This window comes from Roseovarius sp. THAF9, assembly GCF_009363715.1.
In the GTDB taxonomy this organism is placed as follows: Bacteria; Pseudomonadota; Alphaproteobacteria; order Rhodobacterales; family Rhodobacteraceae; genus Roseovarius.
In genome coordinates, this window is sequence record NZ_CP045404.1 from 3321553 (window position 1) to 3336589 (window position 15037).

A 15037-nucleotide genomic window follows, 5' to 3' on the forward strand; every position below is an offset into this window, starting at 1 on the left:
ACGTCCTGATTCGTACTCGGACTGCCCCGCACCCTAACGAGATTGTGTCACCAGTCAAATTTTTTGTATACAAGAACGGATTTCTTGCGCTCTAGGCGGCGCTGTGCTAGCGGATTGAAATGGAACGCAAGCGCGCAGATCTCATCGCGGACGCCATCGAAGAGCTGATTTTCGATGGCACGTTCGAGGATGGCGCCCGCCTGGACGAGGTCCAGCTGGCCGAACGCTTCAACGTCTCCAGAACCCCGATAAGAGAGGCCCTTCAAAGGCTTATCCTGTCCGGACTGGTGGAACAGCTGCCACGTCGCGGGGTCTTCGTGCGTCAGCCTGGACCGGTCGAACTGATCGAGATGTTCGAGGTCATGGCCGAGCTCGAAGCGGTCTGCGCCCGGCTGGCCGCGTCACGCATTTCCGACGCGGCCCTTGCCCAACTGCGCGCCATAAACGAGCGATGCCGCACCGCGACCCAGGCGCAGGACGCCGATGGCAACTACGACCAGAACGATCTTTTTCACGCCACGCTCTACGCCCAGACCGGCAACGCGTTTCTCGAACAGGAATGCCTGCGGCTGCAACGCCGCCTGCGCCCGTTCCGCCGCCTGCAATTGCGCTGGCGCGGGCGCATGGCGCAATCGGTGGCCGAACATGACGCCATCCTCGCCGCGATCGAGGCCGGAGACGGCGATCAGGCCGGCAATCTGCTGCGCCAGCACGTCGCGGTCCAGGGCGAGAAATTCCACCGCCTAATGTCCAGCCTGAAGCCCGCGGCCGAGTAACTCCGGCGCTCAGGCCAGTACGGTCTCAACCGCCTGCCCCAGCTTGTCGACCAACTCGTCCAGCTGGCTTTCGGTCAGAATGAAGGGCGGTGCCAACAGCACGTGATCGCCGCGCTGCCCGTCCACGGTGCCGCCCATCGGATAACAGATCAGCCCCGCCTCGAACGCCGCCGCCTTTATCTTCGCGTGCAGCTTTCGGCCCGGATCGAATGGCGCTTTCGTCTCGCGATCCTCGACCAACTCGATTCCCTGGAACAATCCGCGCCCGCGAACGTCGCCCACATGCGGATACTGTCCGAATCTGTCGACCAGCCGCTCCCGCAGCGCATCGCCCAGCGGTGCCACCCGCGCCGCCACGCCGTCGTTCAGCAAACGGTCCAGCACCGCCCCCGCGGCCGCGCAGGCGGTCGGATGGCCCAGATAGGTATGGCCATGCTGGAAAAAACCGGACCCTTCCGCGATCGTGTCGTGTATCTTGGCCGTGCACATCATCGCGCCGATCGGCTGATACCCGGCCCCAAGCCCCTTGGCGATGGCGCAGATATCCGGCGCGATCCCGTCCTGCTCGCAGGCGAACAGCGTGCCGGTGCGTCCCATTCCGCACATCACCTCGTCCAGGATCAGCAGGATGCCATGCCGGTCGCAAACCTCTCGTACCGCACGGTAATACCCGTCGACCGGCGGCACCGCGCCCAGCGTCGCCCCCACGACGGGCTCGGCCACGAAAGCCATGATCGTCTCGGACCCATACTCCTTGATCTCGGCCTCCAGCTCGGCCACAAGCCGCGCGACATAGCCCTGCGCTGTCTCGCCCTCCTGCATGCCCCGATAGGCATAGCAGGGCGAAACATGGCTCACCTCCATCAAGAGCGGCGCGAACGGCGCGCGCCGCCACGCATTGCCGCCCGTCGCCAGTGCCCCCAGCGTATTGCCGTGATAGCTTTGCCGCCGCGCGATCACCCGGCTGCGCTGCGGCTGTCCAGCTTCGATGAAATACTGTCGCACCAGCTTCAGCGCCGCTTCCATCGCCTCGGATCCTCCGGACACGAAGTAAACCCGCTCCAGACCCTTGGGCGCCACGGCCACCAACCGATCCGCGAGGGCCTCCGCCGGTTCGGACGACAAAAATCCGGTATGCGCAAACGCAACCTTGTCCAGCTGCGCCTTGATCGCCGCCGTCACATGCGGGTCGCCATGCCCCAGGCACGACACCGCCGCGCCGCCGGACCCATCGAGATACGCCTTGCCCGATGTGTCGTAAAGATAGGCCCCTTCGCCCCGCGACACGGTCGGCGGCTCGGCGCGGCTGTTGCGGTGAAATACGTGGCTCATTCGGCTAACACCTTGAATTCAATAATTTGTCGTCCGATGGCCTTGCAAGCGGGGCCAGTTCTGGCTCTACTGTGCACATCGACTCATCCCAGGATGATGTTCGCAACACAGGGAGAACACCATGAAAAACTACCTTCTCGGCGCGTTTGCCGCCGCAGGAATCGCCATTTCCGCCCCCGCATCGGCGCAGGAGTTCATCTCCATTGGCACCGGTGGCGTGACGGGCGTCTATTATCCCACCGGCGGTGCGATCTGCCGTCTTGTCAACAAGTCCCGCAAGGATCACGGCATCCGCTGCGCCGTGGAATCCACCGGCGGCTCGGTCTACAACATCAACACCATCAAGGCCGGCGAGCTGGAATTCGGCGTCGCGCAGTCCGACTGGCAGTACCACGCCTATAACGGCACCTCGAAATTCTCCGACAACCCGTTCCCGGAAATCCGCGCGGTGTTTTCGGTTCACCCCGAACCCTTCACCCTTCTGGTGCGCGGCGACAGCGGCATCGAAAGCTTCGAGGGCCTCAAGGGCAAGCGCGTCAACGTCGGCAACCCCGGCTCGGGTCAGCGCGCCACGATGGAAGTCGTGATGGACGCGTTCGGCATCACCATGGACGATCTTGGCCTCGCGACCGAGTACAAGGGCTCTGAGATGGCCAAGCAGCTGTGTGACGGCAATATCGACGCGATGATCTATACCATCGGTCACCCTGCCGCCGCGATTAAGGAAGCGACCACCACCTGTGACGTGAAACTGGTCGACGTCGTGGGCGAGCCCATCGACAAGCTGGTGGACGAGAACCCCTACTACCGCGTCGCCACCATTCCCGGCGGCATGTATGCTGGCAACGATGAGGACAACACCACCTTCGGCGTCGGCGCCACCTTCGTCACCTCCTCCGAGGTGTCCGAAGACGTGGTCTATATCGTGTCCAAGGCGGTGATGGAAAACATCGACGATTTCCGCCAGCTGCACCCGGCCTTCGCCAACCTCGAGCCCGAGCAGATGGTTCAGGACGGCCTTTCGGCTCCGCTGCATGCCGGTGCGGAGAAAGCCTACAAGGAACTGGGGCTGATGGAATAAGCCTCTGAAACTGGAAGGGCGCCCCGATGCGGGCGCCCTTTTCACGACGACAAGAGTTGCTTGAGGGGGCAGTACAGTGAGCGATCAAACCGAGAATACCCGCAGTGCCGATGATATGGTGGCCGAGGCCGATACCGGCGCGCGCAACCCGTCCGCGGCGTGGCAGACCAAGCTGATCGTCGGCACCTGCATCGTCTGGTCCCTGTTCCAGCTCTACATCGCCTCCCGCGTGCCGGGTATCGTGGCCGAGGTCACCGGCATGTCCATCTTCGCCAATATCGTCGCACAGGCCCGCTACGTGCACCTGGCCTTTGCCATCATGCTGGCGACGCTCGCCTTTCCGCTGTTCAAGACCTCGCCGCGCGACCGCATCCCGCTTTATGACTGGGTGCTCATCATCCTTGGCGTGTCCGCCTGTCTTTACCTCGTGGTTTTCCGGTTCGAGATCGCCGACCGTCCGGGGCTGTGGAACACAACCGACGTCACCATGTCCGCCATCGGCATGACCGTGCTGATGATCTCGGTCTATCGCTCGCTCGGGCTTCCACTGGTGATCATCGCGTCCTGCTTCATCCTGTTTGCCTTTTTCGGCGGCTATTCGGAATGGGCCCGCAACATCACCAATTACGGCGGCGCGTCCCTGTCCAAGGCGCTCGGTCACTACTGGATGCAGACCGAAGGCGTGTTCGGCGTGGCCCTTGGCGTGTCGACCACGATGATCTTTCTCTTCGTGCTGTTCGGCGCCCTGCTCGACCGCGCTGGGGGTGGCAACTGGTTCATCAAGGTGGCCATCGCCCTTCTGGGCGCCCTGCGCGGCGGCCCGGCCAAGGCCTCGGTCCTGTCGTCCATGATGACCGGCATGATCTCGGGCTCGTCCATCGCCAACACCGTCACCACCGGCACGTTCACGATCCCGTTGATGAAACGCATCGGCTTTCCGGCGGAAAAGGCCGGCGCGGTCGAAGTGGCGTCCTCTACCAACGGTCAGCTGACCCCGCCCGTCATGGGCGCCGCGGCCTTCCTGATGGTCGAATACGTCAACATTCCCTATATCGACGTGGTCAAACACGCCTTTCTTCCGGCGGTGATCTCCTACATCGCCCTGCTCTACATCGTGCATCTCGAAAGCCTGAAAATGGGCCTCAAGGGGCTGGAGAAACCGGGGCGCCGCATCGGCGTGCTCATGATCCTGATCCTGTTTTTGTCCGGCTTCATCTTCCTCGGTATCTGCACCTTCCTGATGATCGGCCTGCGCAGCATCCTCGAGCCGATCATGGGCAATTCCATTTATGCGGCGGTCGCGCTCGTCGGTGTGCTCTACGTGTTCCTCGTCGCTGTTGCGGCGCGCTACCCGGACCTTGCGATGGACAAGGATGACGACGGCCCGCCCGTCGCCCCCCGCCTGACACCGACGCTGATCGGCGGGCTCTATTTCGCCATCCCGATCTTCATCCTGGTGTGGAACCTGATGGTGCGCACCGACACGCTCGACCGTCTATCGCCCGCACTTTCGGCCTTCTGGGCGACGATCTTCATGATCATCATCGCGCTGACACACCGCCCCTTGAAGGCGATGTTCCGGGGTGAGGGCTTTGCCGGCGAAACCTGGCACGGCTGGCGCGATTTCATCGACGGGCTGATCCTGGGCGCGCGAAACATGATCGGCATCGGCGTCGCCACCGGCGCCGCCGGCATCATCGTCGGCACGATCTCCCTGACCGGCGCACACCAGGTCATCGGCCAGGTGATCGAGGTCATCTCCGGCGGGAATATCTGGGCCTTGCTGATCCTCGTCGCGATCCTGTCACTGATCCTCGGCATGGGCCTGCCCACCACCGCGAACTACATCGTGGTCTCGTCCCTGATGGCTCCGGTGATCATCTCGGTCGGCGCCACGGCGGGCTACCAGTTCGAACTCATCGCCGTGCATCTGTTCGTCTTCTACTTCGGCATTCTGGCGGATGATACGCCACCCGTGGGCCTCGCGGCCTACGCGGCGGCGGCAATCTCACGCGGCGACCCGATCAAGACCGGTGTCCAGGGCTTTGGCTACGATATCCGCACGGCGCTCCTGCCGTTCCTGTTCATCTTCAACACCGACTTGCTTCTGATCGACGTGGGGCTGCTCAAGGGCGTGATGGTTTTCTTCATATCACTCATCGCCATGCTGCTCTTCGCGGCCGCCACGCAAGGCTATTTCATCGCCAGATCGCGCAAGTGGGAAAGCGCGATGCTCCTCGTCATCGCCTTCATGCTGTTCAGGCCCGGCGTCTTCCTCGACCAGATATCAGAGCCGTACCAGACTGCCACAGGCAGCGAGGTCTTTGCGCTCATGGACACGGCCGACACCGGTCAGGACATTCGCCTGACCATCGAGGGGCCGGACTTCGACACTGCCGAGATCCGGCCAACCACCATCGTGGTCCCGGGTATCGCCGGCGACGGCACCGCGGCGCTCTCTGAACAGGGGCTCAATGTCATCGAAGAAGACGGTGTGCTCAAACTCGAGGAGCCCTTCCCCGGCACCCCGCATTTCGAAGCTATCGGCATCGAGTACGACTTTTACGGCGACAGCCCCGTTGTCCTGGACAAGGTCGAGATCGAGAATGACCGCATGCCGAAGGAGCTGTTCTTCATCCCCGCCCTGATCCTGCTGGCAGGGATCGTCCTGATCCAGCGGCCCAGGGCCAAGCAACCGGCTTTCTGAGGAGGACACGCCATGTTCCAGAAACTGCTTCTGGCCGTCGACATCAACGCGATGGAAGGCGCCGGCCGGCTGGCGCAGGCGGCCAAGCTGCTGGCAGCCGGCGACGATGCCGAAATCCACGTGATCAACGTGGTCCCGGGCAGCGGCATGAACATGGTCGGCGCCGCGTTCGAGGGCGACTATAACCGCTCCGTGAAAGGTGCGGCCGAAAAGGCGCTGAAAGACTGGACCGACAGTGCCTTCAACGGCAAGGCGCATCTGCACGTGACCGAGGGCACAATCTATGACAGCGTGCTGCGCATGGCCGACAAGATCGGCGCGGACGTGATCGTCGTGGGGGCGCATCGACCAGAGTTGCGCGATTACCTCGTCGGCCCGAACGCAGCTCGGATCACGCGCCACGCCAACCAGTCCGTGATCGTCATCCGCTAAGGCTTTTTCGCCGTCACCCGCGCCAGCAGCGCCTTTGCGGCCGACTGCTCCGCCTGCCGCTTGGCCCCGGCGGTGGCCTCTTCGGCCTCGCCGTTTTCCAGCCGCGCCTCGATGGTGAATTGCGGCGCGTGATCCGGCCCGCTGCGCGCCGTCTCCGCGTAGACTGGCGGGGCCAGCCCCTGCGCCTGCGCCCATTCCTGCAGCGCGGTCTTGGCATCCCGCGCGTCGGCCTTGACGGACGTCACGCGGTCCCCCCACAGCCGCAGGATCACCTCCTGCGCCGCGTCAAACCCGGCATCGCGGTAGACCGCGGCGATCACCGCCTCCATCGCATCGCCCAACAGCGCCTGCTTGCGCCGCCCGCCCGACATCATCTCGGACCGTCCCAGCTTCAGCACCTGACCAAGCTCGATCTGCCGCGCCACCTCGGCACAGGTCTCCTTGCGCACCAGCGCGTTGTAGCGCGGGGCAAGTTGCCCTTCGGCGGCGCCCTTGTCGCTTTCCAGAAGCGCCTCGGCAATGACCAGCCCCAGAACCCTGTCGCCAAGGAACTCCAGCCTCTGGTTGTCATCCCGGTTGGCCGTGGTCATCGACCCGTGCGTTACCGCCCGCACCAGCAGTTCGGGCCGCCCGAACGCATGCCCAAGGCGGCTCTCGAACGCTTTGAGATCGCCCGACAGCTTCATTCCTGCCTCAGTCCAGCTTCTCGAAGAAGCGGTCGCCGCGCCATGTCCAGAAGAACAGCATGGACCGGCCCGCAGACGAAAAGATCACCCGGTCCGCCCGGCCAATCAGGTTCTCGAACGGAACATAGCCCACTCCGCCCGGCGCCGTGAGCGGCGCGCGGCTGTCGGTTGAATTGTCCCTGTTGTCGCCCATGAAGAAGTAATGCCCGTCCGGCACCTCGTAGACACCGGTGCTGTCGTAGCGTTGCGGCCCCACGTTCAGGATGCTGTGCGACACGCCGTTGGGCAGGGTTTCGATCTGCCGCTCTTTCTCGCAAATACCCCCCACGCCCACGGCGCCATTGGCACAGCGCGGCGTCTTGCCCAGCGGACCCTGCGCTTCCAGCACTTCCTCGAAGGTTCCGGCATCTTCCAGTTCGACAGGCTCGCCGTTGATGTTCAGCACGCCGCCCTTCATCTGGATACGGTCGCCCGGCAGGCCCACGACCCGCTTGATGTAATCCGTGCCGTTGCTGGGGTGACGGAACACGATGATGTCCCCCCGCTCGGGCTCCGAGCCGAAGAGCCGCGTGTTGTCACCGTCGAGGAACCCGCAGATGTTCTTGGCGTCGATGTCGATCCCGAGCCGCTCGATCTTGATGTTCGGGCAGGACGCATAAGAATAGCCATAGGCGAACTTGTTGACGAACAGGAAATCCCCGATCAGCAGAGTATCCTTCATCGACCCGGACGGAATCCAGAACGGCTGGAACAGGATCGTGCGGAAAATACCGGCGATCAGCAGCGCCCAGAAGACCGTCTTGACGGTTTCCCAGATCGTGCTCGATGTCTTGGATTCTTCGGCCATGCCTGCCTCCGCTTGCTCTTCTGCGCTACATGCGGGGCGGGGTGACGAGTGTCAAGCCAAGCTCACGTGTGCAGTCGGCGTCGCAGCCAGCCACAGCGTCGCACCGCACAACGATTTCACGCCGCCTGTCGCGCCTCGATCACCACAAAGGCCTGCGCCCAGGGGTGGTCGTCGGTCAGCGTCACGTGAATAATCGCCTCATATCCCTCGGGCGTCATTTCCGCCAAGCGCTCCGCAGCCCAGCCCGTAACCTTCATCACCGGCTGCCCGGTCTCCAGATTGCTGACCGCCATGTCCTTCCACGCGATCCCCATGCGCAACCCCGTGCCCAGCGCCTTGGAACAGGCCTCCTTGGCGGCCCACCGCTTGGCATAGGTGCCTGCCACATCGCGGCGGCGCTCGGCCTTGCGCTGCTCGATTGGCGTGAACACCCGGTTGCGGAACCGGTCACCGAACCGCTCCAGCGTGCCCGCGATCCGGTCTATGTTGGCCAGGTCCGTGCCGATGCCCAGGATCATGAATGCGCCCCTTATCCGGCTGAAAACAGGGGGAAACTTACACCCAAAGCCCAGGCAAGCGCCAGCCCCAGACCGACACCCGGGCCAACCGCGCCAAAGCGCAGCGCCGCCATGCGCCCAGTCCAGCCGAAGCTAAGGAAGAACAAAACGATCACCGGCGCGATCAGCAGCAGAAAGAAAAGCCCCTTGAAATCCAGCGCCACCGCGATGGCCAGCGATACCAGAAAGCCAAGCCTTGCAAGCACCCTGCGCCCCAGACCCGCGCCCTGAACCGCCCACGCGTCGGCCAACATGAACGGCACGGCCCCCAGCGCCAGCGCCGCGATGACCCCGTACCGTTCGGGCACGGGCCAGAAATTGGCGCCATAGCGATCCAGAGCGAACCCCAAGACGCCCACGGTCCAGACCAGCACCAGCACCGCGCCCAAGATGCTGATCGACCCCGGCCGCGCCCCCGTGGCCGAAAGCGCGCCAAGCTGCACCACGCCATATATCAGCAGGTGCAGCGCAAGGTAATCCGCCACCAGAACCGGCAAGACCTGCGTATCCACAGGCGCGGACAGCATCGGGGCCGCAAGCATCGGCACCCCCACGATTGCAGCGAACCGCCGCCACGACAGCTCATCGGGCACTCCCGCGACCGACGGGAACAGCCGTGCGACGGGCGCGAACAGGATCGTGATCGCCGCCAGCAATCCGATCAGCGCCCAGCCCGTCTGGCGCACCCGCGCCTGTCCATCCCATCCGTAATAGGCGTTCAGCCAGTCCAGCGCCGCGGCCCGGCCTGCACGCGAGTGCAGGATCGCCACATGCTCCACCGCCGGTGCCACGATCGCCTCGCGGCGGACGCCATCCGAGGCCTCGGCCACTGCGTCAGCGGCAAACCCTTGCAAACGCGGCTCCCACGCGCCGGTGATCATCAGCATGTCATCGGGCGCCTGCGGCGTGACCGCGCCGGAAAACGTGGCCAACAGGACCAGCGGCCCGATACCGTCGCTCTCCAGCGCCGCCCGGACCAGCACATCGGTCGCCATCGAATGCCCGACCAGCGCCACGTCTTCGGCATCGGCCCGCGCCGCCGCGATCACCTCCAGCGTCTGGTTCACCAAGAGCCGCGTGGTGCCATCCACGGCCGTGACATCGCCCGACATCGGCGTCGGATGCCGCCCGTGGCCTTCGAAATCATAGGCATATACCCGGTACCCCGCCTGTGCCAGAAGCAGCCCATATCCCTGCATCATCTGCCGCGACCCGGCAAAGCCATGCGCCATGACCACCGCGGGTCCCTCCTCGGACCCGGCCCAAACGGTCACAGGCGTCGGCCCCACATTCATCTCTTCGAACGTGACCCCTGAACGCGCGCGCTCCAGCGTCCAAAGCGCCCAACAGCCCAAAAGCAGCGCCGCCACGGCCAGCCACCGATGCCGTCGCACCGTCACCTCAGGCTGGCCTCGATCGCACCGCTTGCCTGGTTCACGCTGAATCGCAGCATCCGGTCCTCGGCCTCGATCGGCCCCGGGATCCGCACCGCAAGCTCGAAGATCAGCCCAACCGACGGATCATAGTCCGCCTCCAGCGAACTGAAATCGACGTCCGCGAACCCGCGCGTACCCTCGACGCTCAGAATCCGGCACTGCCGCGCGCCCAGCACGTCATAGGGCGGTGACAGGATCAGGATGTGCAAGGGCGACGCGCCCGGCTCGATCCGGTCCACGAGGGCGATCCGCACTTTCCCGTCCGAGAACGTCCGCGTGTAATCCTCCCAAGGTTCGATCAGCCCTTCGGCACCGCTGCGCCAGTCGCACGGCCCGACCTCCTGCGCGTGCACAAATCCACCCCACCCCATCATGGCCGCGACCAACGAAAACATTATCCGTCTCAAGGCTCTGCCCTCCAGAACAACAACCGCACACCTGCTAGGCCAAAAAACAGGGCAAAGGCCGCTTCGATCCCGCGCCGCGCTCTCGCATACCCCGCCCGGACAGGCATAAGCGAAAAGACGGTGGCGTAGAACAGATAAAGCCCAAGACCCACACCGGCACAGAGCGCAATGGTCAATGCATCCCCGGCACCCAGTGCCAGCGCCACGACCCAGGCCAAAACCGCCTTCGGATTCAGCACGTTGAGCAACAGCCCGCGCCGGAACATATCCGCGTTGCCTTGCGCCAGGCCCTGCGACTCCAGGTCCGGTGCCGCGTCGGTGCGCAGCGCCGACCGCGCGGACACGAAAGCTAGAAAGATCAGGTACGCCGCGCCCACCAGCTTCAGCGCCAGCAGCGCGGGGGCGAAATGCGCGATCAGCAGACCCAACCCCAACCCGGCCAAGACGCCCCAGACCGCAAGCCCGAGTGACAGCCCCAAGGCCATCGCGACGCCCGCGCTGCGGCCTCGTGCCATCGCCGTTCCCGCCACGGCCAGCGTCGCCGGCCCCGGCGATCCGGCAGCAAAGGCAAAGCTCGCCACCGAGGTCAGCATCGCCAGTTCGCTCGCGCTCATCACTTGCCTCCCCGCTCCTCGCGGGCCTTCTCGCGGCTCATCGTGTTGCCAGCGCCGATCCCGTAAAAGAACCGGTTGGCCAGCAGGTAGCCGCCCGCATACATCAGCAGCAACGTCACGAATTGCTGCGATCCCGGCGCGGCGATGGCCAGCTTGGCAAACTCAGGCGCCACCTGCGGCCCGGCATAGGCCAGCGCCACGTTCAGCACCGTCGCCACACCCATCCCGATGAAGCCAAAACGCCAAGCCCGGCTCGACCCGGGCAGCGTGGCGTGACGGCGCACATATTGCTGCCCTTCGATCAGCGCGGCGATCATTGCCGGCACTATGATCTGCGCGGCCGAGCCCAGCATCTCGTCCTTCGTGATCCCCAACAGGCGCACCACCTGCGCCACGCCGATGGCCACGGCCAGAAAAACGGCGCTGTAGCGCAGCCAGATCATCCCGCCGAGCGCAGCGTTTCGCCCCGCGCCTCGTCCATCAGCCGCCGCATCTCCTCGATCGCCGGCCCGAGCCCGCGAAAGATCGACTCACCGATCAGGAAGTGCCCGATATTCAGCTCCATCACCTCGGGGAACGCCGCGACCGGCTTCACCGTGTCATAGGTCAGCCCATGACCCGCATGGACTTCCAGCCCCAGCGACTGGGCGAAAGCCGACATTTCCCGCAGGCTGTCCAGTTCCCGGTCGCGCTCTTCGAAACGGCCCTCTGCATGGGCATCACAATAGGCCCCGGTATGCAACTCGATCACCTCGGCGCCGATCCTGTGCGCGGCTTCGATCTGGCGCTTGTCGGCGGCGATGAAAATCGACACCCGGCACCCTGCCTCCCGCAAGGGCGCTATGAAATGCGCCAGCCGGTTTTCCTCGCGCGCCACTTCCAGCCCGCCTTCGGTCGTGCGTTCCTCGCGCTTTTCGGGCACGAGGCACACCGCATGCGGCTTGTGGCGCAGCGCGATCTTCTGCATCTCGTCGGTCGCGGCCATCTCAAAATTCAACGGCCCCTTAAGCGCCGCCATCAGCCCGTCTATATCCGCATCCGAGATATGCCGCCGGTCCTCGCGCAGATGCGCGGTGATCCCGTCCGCCCCGGCCTCCTCGGCCAGCTTGGCGGCCCGTACCGGGTCGGGACAGGCCCCGCCGCGCGCATTCCGCACCGTCGCGACGTGGTCGATATTCACGCCAAGGCGCAGTTTTCCGGCTTCGCTCATGAAATTCTCCAGCTTTTGATCGGCGACTCGTCCTTGACCCTAGTGCTTCTCGGGCTTCACGTCAGCCTTGTCCTTCACGGCCGTTCTGGCCTCCTTGGCCGCGGCCTTTTCCGCGGCTTTCTCTGCCGCCTTTTCCCGGATCGCGGCGAGCTTGGCCTTGATCCGGCCCTTGCGGCGGTTCTGATAGGCCTGGATCAATGGCAGGCTGATGTAATAGCAGGTCAGCCCCGCAATCGTGCCCGGGATCAGCGCGCCGATCATGTAGGGAAAGAACACTTCGTCGTAAAAGACCGTCAACCGGCTCCAATCCGCCGTCTGCTCGTTGAAGATTGCCCACAGATTATCCTTCAGGTCCCGCCCCGCATCGACGAACTTGCTGCCAAGGGTGCCATGCGCCTCCAACTCAGGATTGTTGCGCAGACCCAGCAGGTAATACCCGGTCTGTAAAGACGACGCCCCGATAAATACGAACGTGAGGGGATTGCCGAAAAACGTCGACAACAACGCCGCAACAATATTCGCACGCAAGATCCATGCGAGCGCGACCGCCAGGAAAAAGTGCAGCCCGAAGAACGGTGTGAAGCTGACGAAGACCCCGGCAAAAATGCCGCGCGCGATCCGGTGCGGCGGATCCGGCAGGCGTCTGACCCGGTGCTTGACGTAATGAAAGGCCCGCGTCCAACCCGATCGTGGCCAGAGAAACCGTAACGTGGCCTTCCACCAAGGCAGTCTGTCACGGCGTTTGAAAACCACGGGGCGCGGCTCCTTCGGGTCAGCTCTGTTCCGTTCCGCTACTGGCCGCCAGCCGGCCGGGGTCGCGGAACCTTTCCACCGTGGCCACGTCGCTTTCGGCATCCAGAACCGAGATCACACCGTGCAGATGCTCCGCATCGCGCAACTCGACATCTATCAGCAGCCGGTAAAAATCCGGTTTGCGGTCCACGAATGTCAAGTCCGAGATATTGGCCTTCTGCTCTCCGATCAACGTGCAAATACGTCCCAGCACCCCGGCGTCATTGCCGATGGTCACATCCAGCGTCGCCTCGTAGACCGCCGCGTGCGTGCCGCCGTGCCATTGCAGGTCCATCCAGCGCTCGGGCTGTTCCTCGTAACGCTGCAGGTTCTCGCAGTCGATCGTGTGCACCACCACGCCCTTGCCGCGATAGGTGATCCCGACGATCCGCTCCCCCGGCAGCGGCTGACAGCAGGGCGCACGGTCGAATCGCTGGTCCGGCTCCAGACCGATAACGGCACGGTCCAGCCCCACCTCGTTGCCGGTATCCGGCGCAAGGTCCGGGTAGACCGCGTTCAGAACCCGGCTGGTGGTCAGTTCGGCACTGCCCAGCCGCGCCAAGACCTCGTCACGCCCCTTCAGACGCAGGGTCTTGGCCGCGCGTTCCAGCGCCTTGTCGGTGGGTTTCTTGCCCACATGCTCGAACGCCGCCCGCGCCAGCTCCCGGCCCAGCCGGATATAGCGGTCGCGATCGACCTCGCGTAGCGCGCGGCGGATCGCGGCCCGCGCCTTGCCCGTCGTCGCGATGTCCAGCCACGTGGCCTGCGGCGTCTGCCCGTCGGCGGTGATCACCTCGACCGACTGGCCATTCTTGATCCGGGTCCACAGCGGCACCCGCATCCCGTCCACCTTGGCGCCCACGCAGCCATTGCCGATCCGTGTGTGAATTGCATAGCCGAAATCAATCGGCGTCGCGCCCCGCGGCAACTTCACCACGTCGCCCTTGGGCGTGAAGCAGAACACCTGGTCGGCATACATCTCCAGCTTCACCGCCTCGAGGAATTCGTCGTGGTCCTCCTCGCTGTCGAACTGCTCGGTCAGGCTGGAAATCCACTTGGCCGGGTCCACGGCAAAGGGGTTTTCGGCCGGCACGCCGTCACGATAGGACCAGTGCGCCGCAACCCCCGTCTCGGCCACCTCGTGCATCTGGCGTGTGCGCAACTGCACCTCGACCAGCTTGCCGTCACGCCCTGACACCGTGGTGTGGATCGACCGATACCCGTTCGATTTGGGCTGGCTGATGTAATCCTTGAACCGCCCCGGCACCGCGCGCCACCGCCGGTGGATCACGCCCAGCGTGCGGTAACAATCATCCTCCGACGCGGTGATGATGCGAAAGCCGTAGATGTCGCTCAGCCGGGAAAAGCCCATCTCCTTTTCCTGCATCTTGCGCCAGATCGAATAGGGCTTCTTGGCCCGGCCCAGGATCTCGGCCTTGATCCCCGCCTCCTGCAATTCCAGCCGCATGTCCCCGGTGATCCGCTCGATCACGTCGCCCGCCTCGCGCTGCAGGGTGATGAAGCGCCGCATGATCGACGCCCGCGCCTCGGGATTGATGACGCGAAACGCCAGGTCTTCCAGCTCCTCCCGCATCCACTGCATACCCATCCGGCCCGCCAGCGGCGCGAAGATATCCATCGTCTCGCGCGCTTTCTTCAACTGCTTCTCGGGCCGCATCGCGCGGATCGTGCGCATGTTGTGCAGCCGGTCCGCCAGCTTGACCAGGATCACGCGCATGTCCTTCGACATGGCCATGAACAGCTTGCGAAAGTTCTCCGCCTGCTGGGTCTCGGTGCTGGACAATTGCAGGTTCGTCAGCTTGGTGACGCCATCCACCAGGTCGGCGATCTCGCCCCCGAACCTTTCGGCCACAGCGTTGTACGATGCACGCGTGTCCTCGATCGTGTCATGCAACAGCGCGGTGATGATCGTCGCATCGTCCAGCCGCTGTTCCGTCAGAATAGCCGCGACCGCCACGGGATGGCTGAAATAGGGCTCCCCGGAATGCCGGGTCTGGCCCTCGTGCATTTCCATTCCGAACGCATAGGCGTCGCGGATCAGGTCGCTATGACTTCTCGGGTTATAGGCGCGGACAAGATCGACAAGCGTATCTGCACCAATCATCTGGTCCGCGTCCCATCACCTGCCCGCAGGCCGGG

15 protein-coding genes are annotated in these 15037 nt (G+C 64.3%); 4 read left to right on the forward strand and 11 right to left on the reverse strand.

Annotated elements, in window-relative coordinates; genetic code table 11:
* The first annotated feature begins 119 nt into the window (after positions 1–119).
* Complete coding sequence (locus FIU86_RS16450; protein WP_152476074.1) at positions 120–776, forward strand: GntR family transcriptional regulator; 657 nt, start codon at positions 120–122, stop codon at positions 774–776.
* 9 nt (positions 777–785) lie between these two features.
* On the opposite strand, the gene FIU86_RS16455 is transcribed toward FIU86_RS16450, so the two are convergent.
* Positions 786–2108, reverse strand: coding sequence for an aspartate aminotransferase family protein (locus tag FIU86_RS16455; protein ID WP_152476075.1), 1323 nt, complete (start codon positions 2106–2108; stop codon positions 786–788).
* A gap of 121 nt (positions 2109–2229) precedes the next feature.
* Between FIU86_RS16455 and FIU86_RS16460 the strand changes: the two genes are divergently transcribed.
* The 3 genes from FIU86_RS16460 to FIU86_RS16470 all read left to right on the forward strand — a co-directional run bounded on the left by FIU86_RS16460 (position 2230) and on the right by FIU86_RS16470 (position 6328).
* The gene (locus FIU86_RS16460; RefSeq protein ID WP_152476076.1) at positions 2230–3189 is read left to right on the forward strand and encodes a TAXI family TRAP transporter solute-binding subunit; all 960 of its coding nucleotides are present in this window, start codon (positions 2230–2232) and stop codon (positions 3187–3189) included.
* 115 nt (positions 3190–3304) lie between these two features.
* A complete protein-coding gene (locus FIU86_RS16465) occupies positions 3305–5896 on the forward strand; it encodes a TRAP transporter permease (RefSeq protein ID WP_152477197.1) in 2592 nt (863 codons plus the stop codon).
* Between the two features lie 12 nt (positions 5897–5908).
* Positions 5909–6328, forward strand: coding sequence for a universal stress protein (locus tag FIU86_RS16470; protein ID WP_152476077.1), 420 nt, complete (start codon positions 5909–5911; stop codon positions 6326–6328).
* Here FIU86_RS16470 and rnc read toward each other — a convergent pair.
* From rnc to FIU86_RS16520, 10 genes are all read right to left on the reverse strand, one after another.
* On the reverse strand, positions 6325–7014 hold the full coding sequence (gene rnc / locus FIU86_RS16475) for a ribonuclease III (protein ID WP_152476078.1): 690 nt from the start codon (positions 7012–7014) through the stop codon (positions 6325–6327). The genes FIU86_RS16470 and rnc overlap by 4 nt on opposite strands.
* A 7-nt stretch (positions 7015–7021) precedes the next feature.
* Complete coding sequence (gene lepB, locus FIU86_RS16480) at positions 7022–7861, reverse strand: signal peptidase I (protein WP_152476079.1); 840 nt, start codon at positions 7859–7861, stop codon at positions 7022–7024.
* Positions 7862–7977: 116 nt separating this feature from the next.
* Complete coding sequence (gene acpS, locus FIU86_RS16485; protein ID WP_103764769.1) at positions 7978–8379, reverse strand: holo-ACP synthase; 402 nt, start codon at positions 8377–8379, stop codon at positions 7978–7980.
* Positions 8380–8390: 11 nt separating this feature from the next.
* Positions 8391–9812 carry an alpha/beta fold hydrolase gene (locus FIU86_RS16490; protein WP_254703864.1) on the reverse strand — a complete coding sequence of 474 codons (1422 nt, stop codon included), beginning with the start codon at positions 9810–9812 and terminating at the stop codon, positions 8391–8393.
* A gap of 2 nt (positions 9813–9814) precedes the next feature.
* A complete protein-coding gene (locus FIU86_RS16495) occupies positions 9815–10249 on the reverse strand; it encodes a hypothetical protein (RefSeq protein WP_152476080.1) in 435 nt (144 codons plus the stop codon).
* An 8-nt stretch (positions 10250–10257) separates the two neighbouring features.
* On the reverse strand, positions 10258–10875 hold the full coding sequence (locus FIU86_RS16500; RefSeq protein WP_216647185.1) for a LysE family translocator: 618 nt from the start codon (positions 10873–10875) through the stop codon (positions 10258–10260).
* Positions 10875–11318, reverse strand: coding sequence for an ABZJ_00895 family protein (locus FIU86_RS16505; protein ID WP_152476081.1), 444 nt, complete (start codon positions 11316–11318; stop codon positions 10875–10877). The genes FIU86_RS16500 and FIU86_RS16505 overlap by 1 nt, the downstream gene beginning before the upstream one ends.
* Positions 11315–12085, reverse strand: a complete 771-nt coding sequence (locus tag FIU86_RS16510; RefSeq protein ID WP_152476082.1) for a pyridoxine 5'-phosphate synthase — start codon at positions 12083–12085, stop codon at positions 11315–11317. Before FIU86_RS16510 ends, FIU86_RS16505 begins: the two co-directional genes overlap by 4 nt.
* A 39-nt stretch (positions 12086–12124) precedes the next feature.
* The gene (locus tag FIU86_RS16515) at positions 12125–12838 is read right to left on the reverse strand and encodes a DUF2062 domain-containing protein (RefSeq protein WP_152476083.1); all 714 of its coding nucleotides are present in this window, start codon (positions 12836–12838) and stop codon (positions 12125–12127) included.
* A gap of 19 nt (positions 12839–12857) precedes the next feature.
* Entirely contained in the window at positions 12858–15002 is a 2145-nt protein-coding gene (locus FIU86_RS16520; protein ID WP_152476084.1) for a bifunctional (p)ppGpp synthetase/guanosine-3',5'-bis(diphosphate) 3'-pyrophosphohydrolase, read from the reverse strand.
* Between the last annotated feature and the right edge of the window lie 35 nt (positions 15003–15037).

Excerpts from the sequence above, each read along its gene's own strand:
- FIU86_RS16450 (WP_152476074.1), top strand. The coding sequence starts at position 120 with ATGGAACGCAAGCGCGCAGATCTCATCGCGGACGCCATCGAAGAGCTG.
- acpS (WP_103764769.1), bottom strand. The coding sequence starts at position 8,379 with ATGATCCTGGGCATCGGCACGGACCTGGCCAACATAGACCGGATCGCG.
- FIU86_RS16470 (WP_152476077.1), top strand. The coding sequence starts at position 5,909 with ATGTTCCAGAAACTGCTTCTGGCCGTCGACATCAACGCGATGGAAGGC.
- FIU86_RS16510 (WP_152476082.1), bottom strand. The coding sequence starts at position 12,085 with ATGAGCGAAGCCGGAAAACTGCGCCTTGGCGTGAATATCGACCACGTC.
- FIU86_RS16460 (WP_152476076.1), top strand. The coding sequence starts at position 2,230 with ATGAAAAACTACCTTCTCGGCGCGTTTGCCGCCGCAGGAATCGCCATT.
- lepB (WP_152476079.1), bottom strand. The coding sequence starts at position 7,861 with ATGGCCGAAGAATCCAAGACATCGAGCACGATCTGGGAAACCGTCAAG.
- rnc (WP_152476078.1), bottom strand. The coding sequence starts at position 7,014 with ATGAAGCTGTCGGGCGATCTCAAAGCGTTCGAGAGCCGCCTTGGGCAT.
- FIU86_RS16455 (WP_152476075.1), bottom strand. The coding sequence starts at position 2,108 with ATGAGCCACGTATTTCACCGCAACAGCCGCGCCGAGCCGCCGACCGTG.
- FIU86_RS16505 (WP_152476081.1), bottom strand. The coding sequence starts at position 11,318 with ATGATCTGGCTGCGCTACAGCGCCGTTTTTCTGGCCGTGGCCATCGGC.
- FIU86_RS16500 (WP_216647185.1), bottom strand. The coding sequence starts at position 10,875 with ATGAGCGCGAGCGAACTGGCGATGCTGACCTCGGTGGCGAGCTTTGCC.
- FIU86_RS16520 (WP_152476084.1), bottom strand. The coding sequence starts at position 15,002 with ATGATTGGTGCAGATACGCTTGTCGATCTTGTCCGCGCCTATAACCCG.
- FIU86_RS16465 (WP_152477197.1), top strand. The coding sequence starts at position 3,305 with ATGGTGGCCGAGGCCGATACCGGCGCGCGCAACCCGTCCGCGGCGTGG.
- FIU86_RS16495 (WP_152476080.1), bottom strand. The coding sequence starts at position 10,249 with ATGTTTTCGTTGGTCGCGGCCATGATGGGGTGGGGTGGATTTGTGCAC.